Origin of the sequence: Streptococcus pluranimalium (assembly GCF_002953735.1) — a bacterium.
In the GTDB taxonomy this organism is placed as follows: Bacteria; Bacillota; Bacilli; order Lactobacillales; family Streptococcaceae; genus Streptococcus; species Streptococcus pluranimalium.
This window is the reverse complement of record NZ_CP025536.1, coordinates 278709-297626: the sequence shown is the minus strand read 5'-3', so window position 1 is coordinate 297626 and position 18918 is coordinate 278709. Positions and strand designations below refer to the sequence as shown.

The 18918-nt window shown below is 41.0% G+C and carries 10 protein-coding genes, 1 tRNA gene, 2 rRNA genes and 1 pseudogene; 1 reads left to right on the top strand and 13 read right to left on the bottom strand.

From position 1 onward, the window contains the following. Positions 1–28: 28 nt before the first annotated feature. From C0J00_RS01520 to C0J00_RS01510, 3 genes are all read right to left on the bottom strand, one after another. Positions 29–2931: ribosomal RNA gene (locus C0J00_RS01520) — 23S ribosomal RNA — on the bottom strand. A 152-nt stretch (positions 2932–3083) separates the two neighbouring features. Next, positions 3084–3156 (bottom strand) — tRNA-Ala (locus C0J00_RS01515). 55 nt (positions 3157–3211) lie between these two features. Beyond that, positions 3212–4770 (bottom strand): 16S ribosomal RNA (locus C0J00_RS01510). The 16S and 23S rRNA genes sit together here with 1 tRNA gene alongside, the layout of an rRNA operon. A gap of 433 nt (positions 4771–5203) precedes the next feature. Here C0J00_RS01510 and C0J00_RS01505 point away from each other — a divergent pair. Continuing rightward, positions 5204–6124 (top strand): annotated as a pseudogene (locus C0J00_RS01505) (IS30 family transposase). A 287-nt stretch (positions 6125–6411) separates the two neighbouring features. Here the strand turns inward: C0J00_RS01505 and C0J00_RS01495 are convergent. The 10 genes from C0J00_RS01495 to C0J00_RS01450 form a co-directional block, all read right to left on the bottom strand. Continuing rightward, positions 6412–7347, bottom strand: coding sequence for an ABC transporter ATP-binding protein (locus tag C0J00_RS01495; RefSeq protein WP_104967237.1), 936 nt, complete (start codon positions 7345–7347; stop codon positions 6412–6414). Further along, a complete protein-coding gene (locus C0J00_RS01490; RefSeq protein ID WP_104967236.1) occupies positions 7347–8393 on the bottom strand; it encodes an ABC transporter ATP-binding protein in 1047 nt (348 codons plus the stop codon). Before C0J00_RS01490 ends, C0J00_RS01495 begins: the two co-directional genes overlap by 1 nt. A 14-nt stretch (positions 8394–8407) precedes the next feature. Next, positions 8408–9439 (bottom strand): ABC transporter permease, encoded by a 1032-nt coding sequence (locus C0J00_RS01485; protein WP_104967235.1) that lies wholly within the window; start codon positions 9437–9439, stop codon positions 8408–8410. A 10-nt stretch (positions 9440–9449) separates the two neighbouring features. Next, positions 9450–10364, bottom strand: a complete 915-nt coding sequence (locus tag C0J00_RS01480; RefSeq protein WP_104967234.1) for an ABC transporter permease — start codon at positions 10362–10364, stop codon at positions 9450–9452. Positions 10365–10478: 114 nt separating this feature from the next. Further along, positions 10479–12140 carry a peptide ABC transporter substrate-binding protein gene (locus tag C0J00_RS01475; RefSeq protein ID WP_104967233.1) on the bottom strand — a complete coding sequence of 554 codons (1662 nt, stop codon included), beginning with the start codon at positions 12138–12140 and terminating at the stop codon, positions 10479–10481. 301 nt (positions 12141–12441) lie between these two features. Further along, entirely contained in the window at positions 12442–13371 is a 930-nt protein-coding gene (locus C0J00_RS01470; protein WP_104967232.1) for an ATP-binding cassette domain-containing protein, read from the bottom strand. 14 nt (positions 13372–13385) lie between these two features. Continuing rightward, positions 13386–14435 (bottom strand): ABC transporter ATP-binding protein, encoded by a 1050-nt coding sequence (locus C0J00_RS01465; protein ID WP_104967231.1) that lies wholly within the window; start codon positions 14433–14435, stop codon positions 13386–13388. A gap of 8 nt (positions 14436–14443) precedes the next feature. After that, positions 14444–15370, bottom strand: a complete 927-nt coding sequence (gene oppC, locus C0J00_RS01460; RefSeq protein ID WP_104967230.1) for an oligopeptide ABC transporter permease OppC — start codon at positions 15368–15370, stop codon at positions 14444–14446. After that, complete coding sequence (locus tag C0J00_RS01455; protein WP_104967229.1) at positions 15370–16869, bottom strand: ABC transporter permease; 1500 nt, start codon at positions 16867–16869, stop codon at positions 15370–15372. The genes oppC and C0J00_RS01455 overlap by 1 nt, the downstream gene beginning before the upstream one ends. 65 nt (positions 16870–16934) lie before the next feature. Next, positions 16935–18908: a peptide ABC transporter substrate-binding protein gene (locus C0J00_RS01450; RefSeq protein ID WP_104967228.1), complete on the bottom strand. Its 1974-nt coding sequence runs from the start codon at positions 18906–18908 to the stop codon at positions 16935–16937. Positions 18909–18918: the final 10 nt, after the last annotated feature.

Genomic DNA, 18918 nt, shown 5'->3' with positions numbered 1-18918 from the left:
GTCAATATTGACTCTTTGTTACTTTCTTTTGGATAAGTCCTCGAGCGATTAGTATTAGTCCGCTTAATGTGTCACCACACGTACACTTCTAACCTATCTACCTGATCTTCTTTCAGGGCTCTTACTAACATAACGTTATGGGAAATCTCATCTTGAGGTGGGCTTCGCACTTAGATGCTTTCAGCGCTTATCCCTTCCCTACATAGCTACCCAGCGATGCCTCTGGCGAGACAACTGGTACACCAGCGGTAAGTCCACTCTGGTCCTCTCGTACTAGGAGCAGATCCTCTCAAATTTCCTACGCCCGCGACGGATAGGGACCGAACTGTCTCACGACGTTCTGAACCCAGCTCGCGTGCCGCTTTAATGGGCGAACAGCCCAACCCTTGGGACCGACTACAGCCCCAGGATGCGACGAGCCGACATCGAGGTGCCAAACCTCCCCGTCGATGTGAACTCTTGGGGGAGATAAGCCTGTTATCCCCAGGGTAGCTTTTATCCGTTGAGCGATGGCCCTTCCATACGGAACCACCGGATCACTAAGCCCGACTTTCGTCCCTGCTCGAGTTGTAGCTCTCGCAGTCAAGCTCCCTTATACCTTTACACTCTGCGACTGATTTCCAACCAGTCTGAGGGAACCTTTGGGCGCCTCCGTTACCTTTTAGGAGGCGACCGCCCCAGTCAAACTGCCCGTCAGACACTGTCTCCGATAGGGATTACCTATCTGGGTTAGAGTAGCCATAACACAAGGGTAGTATCCCAACAACGCCTCCATTGAAACTGGCGTTCCAACTTCTTAGGCTCCTACCTATCCTGTACATGTGGTACAGATACTCAATATCAAACTGCAGTAAAGCTCCATGGGGTCTTTCCGTCCTGTCGCGGGTAACCTGCATCTTCACAGGTACTAAAATTTCACCGAGTCTCTCGTTGAGACAGTGCCCAAATCATTACGCCTTTCGTGCGGGTCGGAACTTACCCGACAAGGAATTTCGCTACCTTAGGACCGTTATAGTTACGGCCGCCGTTTACTGGGGCTTCAATTCATACCTTCGGATTACTCCTAAGCACTCCTCTTAACCTTCCAGCACCGGGCAGGCGTCACCCCCTATACATCATCTTACGATTTAGCAGAGAGCTGTGTTTTTGATAAACAGTTGCTTGGGCCTATTCACTGCGGCTGTCTAAAGACAGCACCCCTTCTCCCGAAGTTACGGGGTCATTTTGCCGAGTTCCTTAACGAGAGTTCTCTCGATCACCTGAGGCTACTCGCCTCGACTACCTGTGTCGGTTTGCGGTACGGGTAGAGTATAATTAACGCTAGAAGCTTTTCTTGGCAGTGTGACATCACTCACTTCACTACTAAACTTCGCTCCCCATCACAGCTCAACGTTATAGGTATAAGCATTTGACTCATACCACGCCTCACTGCTTAGCCCAGCTCTTCCAGTCGCTGGGTTGAGTTAGCCTACTGCGTCCCTCCATCACTATATACTCTAGTACAGGAATATCAACCTGTTGGCCATCGGATACACCGTTCGGTCTCTCCTTAGGTCCCGACTAACCCAGGGCGGACGAGCCTTCCCCTGGAAACCTTAGTCTTACGGTGGACAGGATTCTCACCTGTCTTGCGCTACTCATACCGGCATTCTCACTTCTATGCGTTCCAGCGCTCCTCACGGTACACCTTCTTCACACATAGAACGCTCTCCTACCATGACCTAAATGGTCATCCACAGCTTCGGTAATATGTTTTAGCCCCGGTACATTTTCGGCGCAGGGTCACTCGACTAGTGAGCTATTACGCACTCTTTGAATGAATAGCTGCTTCTAAGCTAACATCCTAGTTGTCTGTGCAACCCCACATCCTTTTCCACTTAACATATATTTTGGGACCTTAGCTGGTGGTCTGGGCTGTTTCCCTTTCGACTACGGATCTTAGCACTCGCAGTCTGACTGCCGATTATATCTCATTGGCATTCGGAGTTTATCTGAGATTGGTAATCCGGGATGGACCCCTCACCCAAACAGTGCTCTACCTCCAAGAGACTTAACATCGACGCTAGCCCTAAAGCTATTTCGGAGAGAACCAGCTATCTCCAAGTTCGTTTGGAATTTCTCCGCTACCCACAAGTCATCCAAGCACTTTTCAACGTGCCCTGGTTCGGTCCTCCAGTGAGTTTTACCTCACCTTCAACCTGCTCATGGGTAGGTCACATGGTTTCGGGTCTACACCATGATACTATGTCGCCCTATTAAGACTCGGTTTCCCTACGGCTCCGTCTCTTCAACTTAACCTCGCATCATAGCGTAACTCGCCGGTTCATTCTACAAAAGGCACGCTCTCACCCATTAACGGGCTCGAACTTGTTGTAGGCACACGGTTTCAGGTTCTATTTCACTCCCCTCCCGGGGTGCTTTTCACCTTTCCCTCACGGTACTGGTTCACTATCGGTCACTAGAGAGTATTTAGGGTTGGGAGATGGTCCTCCCAGATTCCGACGAGATTTCGCGTGTCTCGCCGTACTCAGGATACTGCTAGGGCTATACAAACATTTTAAATACGAGGCTGTTACTCTCTCTGGCTGACCTTCCCAGGTCATTCTTCTATGTCGTCTAGTCCCACGTCGCAGTCCTACAACCCCGAGGAGTAAACTCCTCGGTTTGCCCTCCTGCCGTTTCGCTCGCCGCTACTAAGGCAATCGCGTTTGCTTTCTCTTCCTGCAGCTACTTAGATGTTTCAGTTCACTGCGTCTTCCTTCAGCTAGTCTTAACAACTAGTGATGACAGGCATTACCTGCCGGGTTCCCCCATTCGGACATCTCTGGATCAGCGCTTACTTACAGCTCCCCAAAGCATTTCGTCGTTAGTCACGTCCTTCTTCGGCTTCTAGTGCCAAGGCATCCACCGTGCGCCCTTATTAACTTAACCTTATCTTTGATCTTACGATCTAAACTCATTAAATACTTACAGCGTTTCGGTTTATTTTCTTGTTACTTTCTACAATTATCTTTCGATAATCGTGGAATTTGATATAGATATTCAATTTTCAATGGACTATCTTAACATCTGTCTGATGTTAATGGAGCCTAGCGGGATCGAACCGCTGACCTCCTGCGTGCAAAGCAGGCGCTCTCCCAGCTGAGCTAAGGCCCCACAAAGACCTCTCAAAACTAAATAAAGATCCCAAACGTGCTTCCGTTTTCCTTAGAAAGGAGGTGATCCAGCCGCACCTTCCGATACGGCTACCTTGTTACGACTTCACCCCAATCATCTATCCCACCTTAGGCGGCTGGCTCCTAAAAGGTTACCTCACCGACTTCGGGTGTTACAAACTCTCGTGGTGTGACGGGCGGTGTGTACAAGGCCCGGGAACGTATTCACCGCGGCGTGCTGATCCGCGATTACTAGCGATTCCGACTTCATGTAGGCGAGTTGCAGCCTACAATCCGAACTGAGATCGGCTTTAAGAGATTGGCTTACTGTCACCAGTTCGCTGCTCGTTGTACCGACCATTGTAGCACGTGTGTAGCCCAGGTCATAAGGGGCATGATGATTTGACGTCATCCCCACCTTCCTCCGGTTTATTACCGGCAGTCTCGCTAGAGTGCCCAACTAAATGATGGCAACTAACAATAGGGGTTGCGCTCGTTGCGGGACTTAACCCAACATCTCACGACACGAGCTGACGACAACCATGCACCACCTGTCACCGATGTACCGAAGTAAAATCCTATCTCTAGGACGGGCATCGGGATGTCAAGACCTGGTAAGGTTCTTCGCGTTGCTTCGAATTAAACCACATGCTCCACCGCTTGTGCGGGCCCCCGTCAATTCCTTTGAGTTTCAACCTTGCGGTCGTACTCCCCAGGCGGAGTGCTTAATGCGTTAGCTGCGGCACTGAGTCCCGGAAAGGACCCAACACCTAGCACTCATCGTTTACGGCGTGGACTACCAGGGTATCTAATCCTGTTCGCTACCCACGCTTTCGAGCCTCAGTGTCAGTTACAGACCAGAGAGCCGCTTTCGCCACCGGTGTTCCTCCATATATCTACGCATTTCACCGCTACACATGGAATTCCACTCTCCCCTTCTGCACTCAAGTTTAACAGTTTCCAAAGCGTACATTGGTTGAGCCAATGCCTTTAACTTCAGACTTATTAAACCACCTGCGCTCGCTTTACGCCCAATAAATCCGGACAACGCTCGGGACCTACGTATTACCGCGGCTGCTGGCACGTAGTTAGCCGTCCCTTTCTGATAAGCTACCGTCACAGAGTAAACTTTCCACTCTTACTCCCGTTCTTCGCTTATAACAGAGCTTTACGATCCGAAAACCTTCTTCACTCACGCGGCGTTGCTCGGTCAGGGTTCCCCCCATTGCCGAAGATTCCCTACTGCTGCCTCCCGTAGGAGTCTGGGCCGTGTCTCAGTCCCAGTGTGGCCGATCACCCTCTCAGGTCGGCTATGTATCGATGCCTTGGTAAGCCGTTACCTTACCAACTAGCTAATACAACGCAGGTCCATCTCATAGTGAAGCAATTGCTCCTTTTAAATTAACAACATGTGTTGTCAACTCTTATGCGGTATTAGCTATCGTTTCCAATAGTTATCCCCCGCTATAAGGTAGGTTACCTACGCGTTACTCACCCGTTCGCGACTCAATCAATTCAAATGTAGCAAGCTACGGGAGAATCAATTGCGTTCCACTTGCATGTATTAGGCACGCCGCCAGCGTTCGTCCTGAGCCAGGATCAAACTCTCATTAAATAGTTTGAGCTATGCTCAGTCAGTTATCATCTGACTTATGTTTCTTCTTGACAGGTTACTTTCGTAACCCGCACGTTTGGTTTCTTTATCCAGTTTTCAAAGGTCTTATCGCCCCCCTTCGAGGCAACTTCTATATTCTAACAAACTCACGGCCACTTGTCAATAACTTTTTCTCCTTTTTTTGAAGACGCTCTTGAAGTGATCTCGCGTTTTGAGAACTTTTATATATTACTATATTTCTTTATGGGTTGTCAATAACTTTTTTTCATTTTTTTGGGTTTTCACCTGAAGGAATTTGTTTGGAAAGTTCTAAAATGAAGTTAGCCAGTCGAGAGTTAAAAAAATCATCTCAGTGAGATATAATGTCGTTCACCACAAACACATTAAAAGGAACTTTGAGATGTAAAACCATTATACTACAAAAGACAAACAGGTGGCACTAACAGAACATCGTTTGATTGAACGATGGCAATCTGATGGAATCAGTCATCGTCAGATTGCCGCTTTACTTGGAAAAGCCCCGCAAACTATTAACAACGAAATTAAACGTGGTTTTGTTAGACAACAGGTACGTAAAGGAAGATTTGAGAAAGTCTATCGGGCTGATGCAGCGCAAGTGGTTTACGATGAAAACAGAACTAAATCTGTTCAGCCAGTCACCTTGACCAAGGAATTGAAAGAGCGTATTGTCCACTACTAGAGGCAGAAATACTCGCCTGAAATGATGGTCAAAGCCAAAGGCTTCCCTGTGCCAATTTCCACCATCTACTACTGGATTCACCACGGACACTTGGGGATGGTACCATCTACTTTGCTTTATCCACGCAAAAGTAAAGCAGAGAAAAAGCAAGCTAGTCCAAACTTTAAACCTGCTGGAAGTCTATTGAGGAACGGACCAGAGAGTAGCAATAAGCGTTAAAATCTAGGCGATTATGAGATTGATCCGCTTATTCAGACGCGTGCTAAAAACGAGTGCTTACTGACACTCACAGACAGGAAGAGTCGCTTTCAAATCATTCGTCTCATTCCTGACAAGTCAGCGACATCAGTGAATCATGCTTTGAAAGGGATTCTTCAAAACTATCACATCAACTCAATCACAGCGGATAACAGAACAGAATTTAGTTGCTTGGCAGATGTCTTTGATCCTGAGTGCATCTATTATGCCCACCCTTAAGCCTCTTGGGAAAGAGGAACCAACGAGAACCATAACAGACTCATTAGACGATGGTTGCCAAAAGGCACTAAGAAAACGACCACAAGAATAGTCGCCTTCATCGAAATTTGGATTAACAACTATCCAAAGAAATGTTTGAACTATTTATCTCCTAGACTATTTTTACTAAATGGCTAACTTGGACTTGAAATTTAGAGAAGGAATTTGTTTAATAAGCTTTTTAGTCTGGAGGTTTCCTTCTTTTTTATAGTTTACAGCGTTCTCATACTAGGAAAACAAATCCTTAAAGGTGTTCCACATAAGAAAAACGCCCCATATCAAGTATTAAAAGAACTTGATATGGAGCGTTTTTTTGATAAAGAGATTTACTTAATTTCTTCTTCAAATGGAGATGTTAAGAACTTTTATTTCTCTATTACCCAGTAGTTGCAGCATAAGTCACAAATGCTTTAACTACATAATTTTTACTTTTGCAATTGTTCTTTATAGAGCTGTGCTTCTTCTTCTGTAGCAAGAACAAAATGACCTGGTGTGATTTCATGCATAGTGCGTTCTTGTCCATCCAATTCTGCTGTTGGATCATAGACTTGATGAACACGGGCACGTTCTTTTTCAGGATCCGGTTCTGGAATAGCTGACAACAAACTCTTTGTATAAGGATGAATCGGATTATTATAAACATCTTCAGATGTTCCAATTTCTAACATTTTACCCCAGTGCATAACACCAATACGGTCTGAGATATATTTAACCATTGATAAATCGTGAGCAACAAAGAGATATGTCAAGCCTTGCTCATGTTGTAATTTTTGCATTAAATTAACAACTTGGGCTTGAATAGAAACATCCAACGCTGAAATTGGTTCATCGGCAATGATAAATTTCGGTTCGACAGCAAGAGCACGGGCAATACCGATACGCTGACGTTGTCCACCAGAAAACTCATGAGGATAACGTGTTAAGTGATCTTTATTTAAACCAACTAAATCAAGAAGGTGCTGAACTTTTTCATCACGTTCTTCCTTAGATGAAACCAACTTATGGATATCCAATCCTTCAGCAACAATATCACGGATTTTCATTCGCCCGTTAAGACTTGCTTGTGGATCTTGAAAAATCATTTGAGCTTGCTTACGGAAATTATGTTGAGCTTTACCTTTTAAATGTGAGACTTTTTCACCATTAAAGATAATTTCTCCTTCGTTAATATCATACAGTTTCAAAATAGCACGACCAACGGTTGTTTTACCTGAACCAGACTCACCAACTAAACCAAAAACTTCACCTTCATAGATGTCAAAGCTAACATTATTAATGGCTTTAACTTCATTAGATTTCCCTTTGTTAAACGTAAGAGAAACATTTTTTAGCTCAACTAATTTTTTTTTGTTATTTTCCATTAGTTAATCCCTCCATATTTTTCTTGCCATTTAGCCCATCGTTTTAGGATTTGTGGTGGAGGGGTCACCTCTGGTGCTCTTTTATCTAAGAGCCATGTTGCGGCGTAATGACTATCTGATACTTTAAACATCGGTGGTTCTTCTTCGTGATCAATGTCCAATGCAAATTCATTACGAGCTGCAAAGGCATCTCCTTTTGGAGGATTCAACAAATCCGGTGGTGTTCCAGGAATAGACTGGAGGGCTCCAGCTGCTGTATCCGTTGTAGGCATTGAATTTAAAAGTCCCCAAGTGTAAGGATGTTGCGGGTTGTAGAAAACTTCATCAACAGTCCCATATTCAACGATTTTACCAGCATACATAACAGCAACACGATCCGCCATACCAGCAACAACACCCAAGTCGTGAGTGATAAAGATAATCGAGCTTGATGTTTTCTGCTGAATATCTTTCATTAAATTTAAAATCTGAGCTTGAATCGTTACATCAAGAGCAGTCGTTGGTTCATCAGCAATTAATATTTCAGGATTTCCAGCTAGCGCAACAGCGATGACGGCACGTTGGCGCATTCCACCTGACCACTGGTGAGGGTAATCGTTGATATGTTCCTCAGCATTCGGAATACCGACACTCTTCATAAGCTCAAGTGCACGATCAAGAGCTTCTTTTTTCGAAATCTTTTCATGTAGCATAATCGGTTCTGCGATTTGCATACCAATCTTCATGGTTGGATCAAGACTAGTCATCGGATCTTGGAAAATCATCGCAATTTCATTTCCACGGATTTTAACCCATTCTTCTTCTTTTAAATCATTGAGATTACGATTTTTAAAAAGAATCTCACCTGAAATATTAGCATTCTTTGCAGACAAGCCCATAAGTGTCTTGGTTGTTACTGATTTACCTGAACCAGACTCACCAACAATCGCGAGAGTTTCGCCTTTTTTCAGTTCAAAATTAACTTCACGAATGGCTTGGACTTCACCAGCATAAGTTTGGAAATCAACATGAAGATTTTTAACTTCTAAGATATTTTCTTGTGCCATATTCATTTCCTCCTTTAGTCGTTACTTGATTTTGGATCAAAAGCATCTCGCAAACCATCACCAAGCATGATAAACGCTAAGGAAATGATAACAAGCGCCAATGCAGGAAGCAATACTTGGTATGGATAATACTGTAGGTTTTCCTGTGCATCTGAAATCAATGACCCCAGAGATGCTGTCGGTGGTTTCACACCAAGATTGATGGCTGAAAGAACTGCCTCGTACATAATAGCACTCGGAACGGTCATCATAATCTGAACAATGATAATTCCTGAAATATTAGGGAAAATATGTTTGAAAGCAATTTTGCCACCACTTTCACCTAGAGAACGAGCTGCAAGAACAAACTCGCGTTCACGATAAGATAACGTTAAATTACGTACTTGACGCGCCATAGATGTCCAACCTACAAGACCGATGGAAATAATAATTGAAAGAATACCATTACCAAGCAAGAGACCTAGCATCGTTACGATGACCAAGTTTGGAATTGATGAAACAACTTCGATAATACGTTGCATCACTGTATCAACCTTACCTCCTACGTAACCAGAGATTAAACCATAGGTTACACCGATAATCAAGTCAATAGCAGTTGCAGCTAAGGCTACCAAGAGTGAAATACGAATACCAACAATGATACGTTTCCCTAAACTACGTCCAAGAGTATCCGTCCCTAAAGCAAATTTTTTATTTTCTGGCACGCCTTGATCTGCATAGGCATCATTTGCTTCAGTATTTCCTGAATAAACAATTTCTCCGTTCCAAAATGGAAGGTTACTATTAATTTTCGGCGGTAAATTTCGATAGATAGTAACTTCTTTTGAATTAAAAAAGTTAGCATCTTTTTGTTTTACAAATAGTGTTGAAGCTAGTGAGAAGATCATTAGTATAATCAAAAACCACATTGATACAACAGCTAGTTTATTTTGCTTAAGTCGGCGCCAAGCATCCTGGAAAAAGGACAGCGCTGGCTTTTCAATTTTTTCTTGCGTGCTAGATGACCCAGCACCAACAAGTTTAAATGTTTGATAGTTATCTGCCATTTTACTCTCCTTATTGCAAGCGAACACGTGGGTCAACGATACTAATGATGATATCTGTCGCTAAAATAGCTACCATTAACATGACAGAATAAACAATTGTTGTTCCCATAATGACTGGGTAATCTTTAGTCGGAATCGCTGTAACGAACAATTGACCAATACCAGGAATTGAGAAAATACGCTCCATCAATGCCGAACCTGTCAAGACACCTGCCGCCAATGGCCCAACCAATGTCAACACTGGAATCATTGAGTTACGGTAGGCGTGTCTGTTAGTAACTTGACGCATCGTCAATCCCTTAGCACGAGCCAACTGAATATAGTCCGAGTTTAAAGTCTCAATCATTTCACTACGGAAGAAACGAGTTACCTGCGCAAAAATTGGAATCGCTAAGCCAAGCGTTGGTAGGATTGATTGAGCAAAAGTTCCCCAGCCTGATAGTGGTAATAATTGCCATTTGAATCCAAGATAATCAAGGAGCAAAAGACCAATGATGAAAGATGGCACAGAAATTCCTAAAGTTGAAACAACACTAAGAAAACCATCGATTTTATTATTTTTGTTTCGAGCCGAAATAGCACCAACAATGAGTCCACTACCAATACCAATCACCAAAGCTTGCAAACCAAGCTGTATTGATACACCTAAGCGTTGACTGAGCATACGAGAGACGGGTTGGTTGATGGATTGGTAACTTGTTCCAAAATCCCCATGTAAAATATCAAAAAGGTATTTCAAATATTGTTGCCAAACTGGTTTATCAAGTCCATATTGCTTATTCATCAAAGCAATCATCTCATCCGTCAAACGGGGATTGTTATACGGTGTCCCCGGCATAACCTGCATGAGAAAGAATGAAAGCGTAATGACCACCCATAAGGTTACCAAGAGGATAGCCAGACGTTTTAGAATATATTTAATCATATCAATTCCCTTTTTCTATTGCTTTTATTGCAGGAAAAAAGTTTTCCCTGCAATAAAAGCAAGAATTGGATATTTCCAATTCTTGCCGTTATTTAGTCATTCCAATAAAATGAATTATTTTTTGTAGGCATGTGTGAAGTCTGTATTCAAACCAGTTGAGTTACGTACTAACCCTTTTATGTCTGGATTTTGGAGGGTTTCTTCACTACGGAAGTAAAGTGGGTTGTAGTAAGCATTATCATAAAGAATTTTCTCAGCTTCTTTATAGTTTTCTGCAGCCGCATCCTTATCTAAAGCATTATCTTTGATTGCTTTTTCATAGGCAGCATCGTACTCTTTACTTGCGAATTTACCATAGTTGTATGGAGCATCTGACGTGAATAGGCCATAGAATGTTGAACCTTCTGGATAGTCACCACCCCAAAGTACTAAAGCAACTTCAAAGTTTTGATTCTTAGTATCTTCAAGTCGTTGTTTGAAGGTTACGAATTTTTCTTCAACAGTCAATCCTGGAAGAGCTTCTTCCCATGTGCTCTTGAGGTAGTCAACTGAGTTTTTAGCCACTGGATTATCAGCATCTGCAGTGATAGTCAATTTAAGACTGTCTTCCCCAAGTTCTTCCAACCCTTCTTTGAAGAGTTTCGTAGCCTCTTTAGCTTTATATGAATAACCTGGAGCGACATATTCAGCTAAGTCTTCACCATTTTCCAAGGTCGCCAAACCTGTTGGGGCAATACCTGTTGCAGGTTTTGACCCTGTGTCTACTGCTGCTTCGACAACACCTTTACGGTCTGTGGCAAGGTTAAGTGCTTGGCGAATTTTTTGATTGGTCAAACCTTTAACATCGCCAGTTTGGTTATAAACCATGTAAGCAGTTGTTGCTTCTGGTACAGTTACAACATCGTCATTGTTTTTATTGGCATTGTAAATAGCGCTTGTTTTTGAAATATTGGCAGCATCAAGTTCACCTTGTTTATACATTTGAACAGCTGTATCTGGTTTTTTAATAACTTGAATATTAACCGCATCTGTTTTGACATTCTTAGCGTTCCAATATTCTTTGTTTTTAACTAACTTGAAGCTATTATTTGACCCATTCCAACCCTCGACTTTGTATGGCCCAGAGTAAACTTGCGAGTCAGAATTTGTTCCGTAATCTTTTCCAGTCTTTTCAACAAACTCTTTTTTCTGTGGCATGAAGTTTGTAAAGGCAAGATACTCCATGAACTGAGGTGTTGGGCTTGTCAATGTAAAGACGACCTTGTTTCCTTCTGCTTTAACACCGAGTTTATTAAGGTCTTTTTCTTCACCAGCATTAATCTTATCAGCATTTTCCAAATGTGACTCAGTTGCTAGGTAAGCGTACTCTGAAGCTGTTGCTGGGTCAACGATACGTTGCCATGAATAAACAAAGTCTTCTGCTGTCAATTCACTTCCATCTGACCATTTCAAGCCATCACGAAGAGTTGCTGTATAAGTCAAACCATCGTCTGATACATCAACTTTAGTTGCCAAATCTGGCTCAGTTCCACCTTTTCCATCCAAGCGGAGCAAGTTACTTCCTGAGTTACCGATCAAAACATTAGAATATGAATCTGTGTTTTTAGAGATATCAAGTGTATTTAACTCAGTCGGAAGTGACCAATTGATTTCGTTTTTATTTGAATCTGATTTAGAAGATGAATTACCACCACTACATGCTACAAGTACAGCTGTTGAAGCAAGAGCAACAGCTCCTAAACCAACGCGCTTCCAATTTTTTGAAAACATAGACATAAAATGTCCTCCTATGCAATACAATACTTTAATGAATTGAATTATACCACATCATTTGTTGAAAAAGGAAGGGGTAAAGGAAAAATTTTCTGAATTCTTCGTATTTTTTAGAATGCTAATATAACTATGATGTCATATAACTTTCCATGAGTTGCCTAAAATCCCCTCTATTATTGCTTTTCTGAGGAGATTTATTTCTGGTAATAACTTTCAAAGTTCTATTTTGTCATCATATTGTCTTTTCTTTTTGATATCTATAGTTTTTGGCTATAACAAAAAAAGCGATTGCTCGCTCTTTTGTTTATATAGGGTTTTCCAATTTATATTTGGCAATTTCTGTTGGGCTTCCCCAGACATAATGCCCTGGAAGAAGTTCGACCATACTTGGTTCTTCAGTGTCATAATCATGCTGACTTGGGTCATAAATGACCAACTCTTTTTGCCTTTCCAAGATTGGATCTGGGATAGGAACTGCTGATAGCAATGATTTTGTGTATGGATGAATTGGATTTCTGAATAATTCTTCCGTTTCAGCAACCTCGACGATAACACCTTTATAGATAACGGCAATACGATCCGAAATAAATCTTACCACTGACAAATCATGGGCAATAAAAAGATAGGTTAAACCAAATTCTTTTTGGAGTTCTTTTAAGAGGTTCAAAACCTGTGCGCGAACAGAAACGTCTAAGGCGGAAATAGGTTCATCCGCAATGACAAAGTCAGGACGCATAACCAAGGCACGAGCTATTCCGATACGTTGTCGTTGTCCGCCTGAAAATTCATGTGGGTAACGCGTCAAGTGCTCCGGCAACAATCCAACTTCATCGATCATTTTTCTAACTTTCGCTTTACGATCTTCTTCATTGTCATAAAGTCCAAAGTTATGAAGCCCTTCTGAAATGATGTAGTCAATTGTGGCACGTTCATTCAAACTGGCCGCAGGATCTTGGAAAATCATCTGGATTTTCCGAATAAGTTCTCTTTCTTTTTCACGAGATTTCTTCCCGTTGATTTTTTCTCCTTCAAAGAAAATATCACCAGCACTAGTATCATTTAAACCAATAATGGCACGACCGATAGTTGTCTTACCTGAACCAGATTCACCAACCAATGAGAAGGTTTCTCCTTTATTGATGAAAAAGTTGGCGTTTTTCACAGCTACAAATTTCTTTTTCCCTTCACCGAAGGAGATTTCTAAATCCTTGATTTCAACTAATTTTTCTGACATGGTCTCCTCCGTTTCTAATTGAATTTTTCTGAAATTTTTTCATGTAGATTTTGAATAGCTTCTGGTTTTTCAACTTTTGGTGCATCCGGATGCAAGAGCCAAGTTTTTGCCCAGTGTGTTTCTGTAACTGCAAATTTTGGCGCATCTTCTTCAAAATCAATTTGCATAGCATAGCGTGATCTTGGTGCAAAAGCATCGCCTTTTATAGGTTTGTATAATGATGGCGGCGCTCCTGGAATAGAAAACAACACTCCCGTTTCATCTGCTAGCTGTGGCAAGCTTGATAACAAGCTCCATGTGTATGGATGGCGTGGGTCATAGAAAATATCTTCGACCGTTCCATATTCAACAATATCACCTGCATACATCACTGCAACTTTATCGGCAATGCTTGCAACAACACCCAAATCGTGAGTGATAAAGATCGTTGTAAAGCTATATTCTGCTTGTAAATCTTTCAACAATTTGATGATCTGAGCTTGAATGGTAACATCCAAGGCTGTTGTGGGCTCATCACAAATCAGGATATCTGGTCGACATGCAAGGGCAATAGCAATAACGATACGTTGTCGCATTCCTCCAGAATATTGGAAAGGATACTCTTTGAAACGTTTCTCTGCTTCTGGAATACCTACACTTTCCATATATGAAATCGCCATTTTTTTAGCTTCTGCTTTAGATTTTCCTTGATGCTTGATGATAACTTCTGTTATCTGACTTCCTATCGATTTAATTGGATCTAAGGAAGTCATTGGATCTTGGAAAATCGTTGCAATCTTAGCCCCACGAATCCCTGCCCACTCTTTATGGTCTTTTAATCCAGCTAATTCTTGTCCTCTATAAGAAATCGAACCACTGGCTATGCGACCATTACTTTCAAGCATTCCTGTAAAAGTCTTTGTTAATACCGATTTTCCAGACCCTGACTCCCCAACGACTGCTAGAACTTCACCTTCAATCAAATCAAGGGAAACACCTCGAATAGCTGTCAGAACACGGTCACGGACATCGAATTCAACAACAACATCTTTTACACTTAAAATAATATTATCTGTTTTTTTCATCATTTCCCCTATCTATGCGAACGTGGATCACTAGCATCCGCTAAATTTTGCCCAACAATATAGAGCGGTAGAGAAACCAAAATCAAGGTCGTTAGTGGGATCCAGAAAAGATAAGCATTATCAGTCAAATAAGTCGAATAATTAGCAATAAGTCTACCTAAGCTAGGCTCCGAAATTGGAAGACCTAGTCCAAAGAATGACAAGAAAGCTTCAAAAGAAATATACATCGGTAGCATTTGACTGACCAAGGTCATGATAACAGACACCAATTGTGGCAAGAGGTTTTTTAGGACAACTTTCGTCATTGGGGTTCCTAAAGTCCGACTCGCCAAATTGTATTCTAAGTCGCGATAGCGGAGAACTTGAACACGAATGCTATAGGCTATCCCCAACCAACCCGTGACACAGAAGGCGAAAATAAGATTCCAGAATCCTGCTCCGATAGAATATGAAAGAACAATGACAATCAATAAGAAAGGGATATTTGAAATGACATTATAGATTTCTAACATAATACGGTCAAAACTCTTAGACACACCCCAAATACCGCCAACAATAACACCAATAACGGTATTGATTAATGTTGCAATAACAGAGATTAAGATAGAGTTTCTCGCCCCATACCACACGCCATCAAATAATGATTGACCATTTTTGTCTGTTCCAAACCAGTACTCACCATTTGGCCAAATAAAACGTTTAGAGAAATCGTTAATATTACTTACATCTTTAAAATCATAGTTTGCAAACATAGGATAGATGAAACTCATCAAAATGATAGCAACTAAGATAATCAACATGACAAGCGTTGACTTTTTCGCGAAAAATTGACGAAAAACTGACTTCCAGTAAGAATAGGCTGGCGAATCAATCACTTCAGCTGCTGAGGTATCTAATTCTACAAATGTAAATTTATTTTTATCGATTTGAGCCATTATTTACCTCCTTTTGAAGTCAATCGAATACGTGGGTCGAAAATAGTCATCAAGAGATCACCTAGTAACAAAGCGAAAACAGATACAACTGTAAAGATAAAGACTAAACCGACAACCATTGAGTTATTAGCAGCTCGTACAGAGTCAATCAACATTTTACCCATACCAGGAAAGGCAAAAATAGTCTCTGTCAATGTAGCACCTACAATCGTCATGGCAATTGATGTTGGAATACCGTTTGAAATGGGCACCATAGCATTCTTAAATAAATGTTTTTGTGAAATTTCTGCTTCTGAAAGTCCTTTTGATCGAGCAAAGCGAACATAATCACTAGCCTGTTGATCGACCATATAACGACGGAACCAAACCACGATACCTGGAACACTTAAAATCCCCAAAACAAGAGATGGTAGTACATAGGAAAGCGGGCTAGATGCTCCTAAAATTGGGAAACTATCTGGCAAACCAACAAGACCACCCAAGAAGCGGATAATATAGATTGTCGCAACACTTGGCAAAGCCAACATAAAGGTCATTGTTCCGGTTGATAGTCTATCAAACCAACCATCTTTGTAGCGAGACATTAACATACCAATCGGTAAACCTAATGCATAAGCTATCAAGACACCGATGACACCGATAATGAAAGAGTTCTTCAACATTGACGGTTCACTGTAATTATTTTGTGTGGCTGTGTACGCATCATCTTTACCAAAGTTTCGTTTGGCTTGAGAATCTGCTTTCGAAGGTGACAAATAAGTTCTTGAATAGATATTGATGGCAGAGTTTCGAGTGCTACCACTTGGGAAAATGACTTCATTTTGAAGCGTTTTACCCTGTCCTTGTGTGATAATACGAGTAACAGGCTGATTGGCATAGGTTGGGTAAGATACTCCTAAATTGAGCTTAACAATATTTTGATGTACAAATGGGAATGAACCATTAAAATAAATCAAATACTTATGCTGTGTTCCTGAACCAACAAGAGCTGGACCCACAGCAGGATCATTTTCAAAACGAACGTAACGTTCCAAATCAGGGTTCGAAGAATCTTTTATTTTCCAAGGATGATCAATCACAATTAAATTTGAGTAGAACTTCCAAACACGCTCAAAAATTGATATATGACGTGTTGCGTAAAATTCCTTACTTTCCTTAAATTGGTGCAATTGCCACTTGCCACTACTTGCTGATAAGAACTTTTGATACGTATTTTTATTAGCTTTTGTTGGCTCTGTTGTTACATTTTTATATTCTTTTGAAGCTTCTTCTTGAAGTTCCTTAGAAGTCATATAGTCAATATAGCCCATCCTTTCAAAAACCGTATTTTCATAATCCGATTTTTTGTCCGGAGTGGTAATCATTTTATTATAGTTGGGATCATTTTTAAAAATCAAACTCTTCGGTACCATGGTATAGACAATTGTATAAACCAGTGTTGTTACCAAAAAAATAGAAACTAATGATCGCAAAATACGCATTAAGATATATTTTTTCATTATTTTCTCCAAAACTTGAAAGAACTTTCTCTTGTTTAGAGAGAAAGCCCTTTTCTTGTTAAGCTTTATTTTGCAACGTGATCAGCTAATTCTTTTGTAGCTTTTTCATTTGATTTGTCACGTTTAGTTTTCCATTTTTCTAAAGCTTTTTCATAGTCGCTTGTTGTAACAGGTTTGTCTTGAACTTTTTGATATTTGTAAATGTAAGTTCCACCTTTGTTACCGACCCATGAGAATGGTGCTGTAAATGGTTGAATACGAGTAACTCCTGGTGTACCACCAAGTGAGATTGTTGGGATAACAAGAGCACTATCACTTAACCAAGCTTGAGCTTTAGCATATTCAGTGTAACGAGCATTGACATCGTCAGTAATGTCAGAAGCTTTATCAAGGTGTTCTTGGTATTTATCCAAGCCAACTTTTTGGACTAACTCAGTATTCTTAGAATCGATACCTAGACGCATTGTTGATGCTGCACCTTCTGCTGTTGAGAAGATATCAAGGTATGAAGATGGGTCAAGATAGTCTGGTGACCAACCTGAAATAGTAATATCGTAGTCCATTTGTTCTGCTGATTCAGCGTTATAAGTAGCTGCTAGATATTCTTCTTCAGATTTTTCAAGAATGTTGATTTGAACATTTTCTTTACCCAAGTTAGATTCAATAGATTGTTTCAACGATTTCGCACGTTGAACGCCAAGCTCATCTGTTTGAGATACTACTGTATCGATTTGAATTGGGTATGACACATCAGATCCTAGATCTGCTTTAGCCTTTTCAAGCTCAGCTTTAGCTTTTTCTGGATCGTACAAACCATTCTGAGCATCTTTAAGGTTAACACCTTGCCACTCATCACCAAGTGTTTCTAAATCTTTAGTTACAGTATCTCCGAAGTCTTTACCATCAATTTGAACAAATGTCGGTGGCACGAGAGTATTACGTAAGGCTTTATCTTTAGCTTCTTCACCAGCTACTTGAGAATTCCATGACGCGCGGTCAAAGGCAAAGGTAACTGCTTGACGGAAATCTTTGTTTTGAAGTGCTTCTTTCGTATCTTCAAATTGTTCTGGCGATTTTTCCGTCATTTTGTTAGCTGTACGGTTAACATTGAAGAAGTACATGTAAGTTGAGGCATTTTGTTGAGCATAGTAGATGTTGTCGCCGAACTCTTTAGAAGCTTTCTTGAAGCTTGGTTGGTTAGGATAGAGACGGGCAAAACTGTAGGATCCATCTTTGAAGTTATTAAAGAGTGAATCAGGATCTGAACCATCATAGTAGGTCAACTTAACATCTGTGATGTGAACATTGTCTGCATCCCAGTAGTTTTCGTTTTTAGTCATTTCTACAGATGATTTAGAAGTGATAGCACTCAATGTATAAGCACCATTATACAAAAGACTTGATGGATCAGTTGGCGAACCAAAATCATCACCTTTTGATTCTAAGAATTCTGCATTGACTGGGAAAAGAATACCATAAGTAGTTTTAGAGTTCCAGAAACTTTCAGGTTTATTAAGCGTATACTCAACAGTGTGCTCATCAACTGCTTTAACACCTATGTTTTTAAAGTCTTTTTCTTTTCCATCAACGTAGTCTTTCAATCCTTTAACAGAATCTTGGACAACATAGAGAGCATCAGATTTTTTATCTGCTGCATGTTTTAGACCTGTTACGAAGTCTTCAGCTGTAACTGGAGCATATTCTTCACCATCAGCAGTATACCAGTAGACATCATCACGGAGTTTATAAGTATAAGTTAAACCGTCTTCAGAAACAGTCCAGTCTTTTGCCAACGATGGAATAAGATTTCCGTATTGATCATTTTCTAAAAGACCATCCACAAAGTTAGCAGTAAGCTCACTAGTTTCTGCCCCATTGGCAGTTACATAGTCCAAAGTCTTTGGATCTGTTGCATACACATAGCTATATGACATACTATCTGATTTCTTTGAATCTGATTTATTACCACAAGCTGCTAAAACGGATGTAGAAACAAGTGCTACACCGGCTAATGCCAATAATTTCTTTTTACTTGTCATAAAAATACTC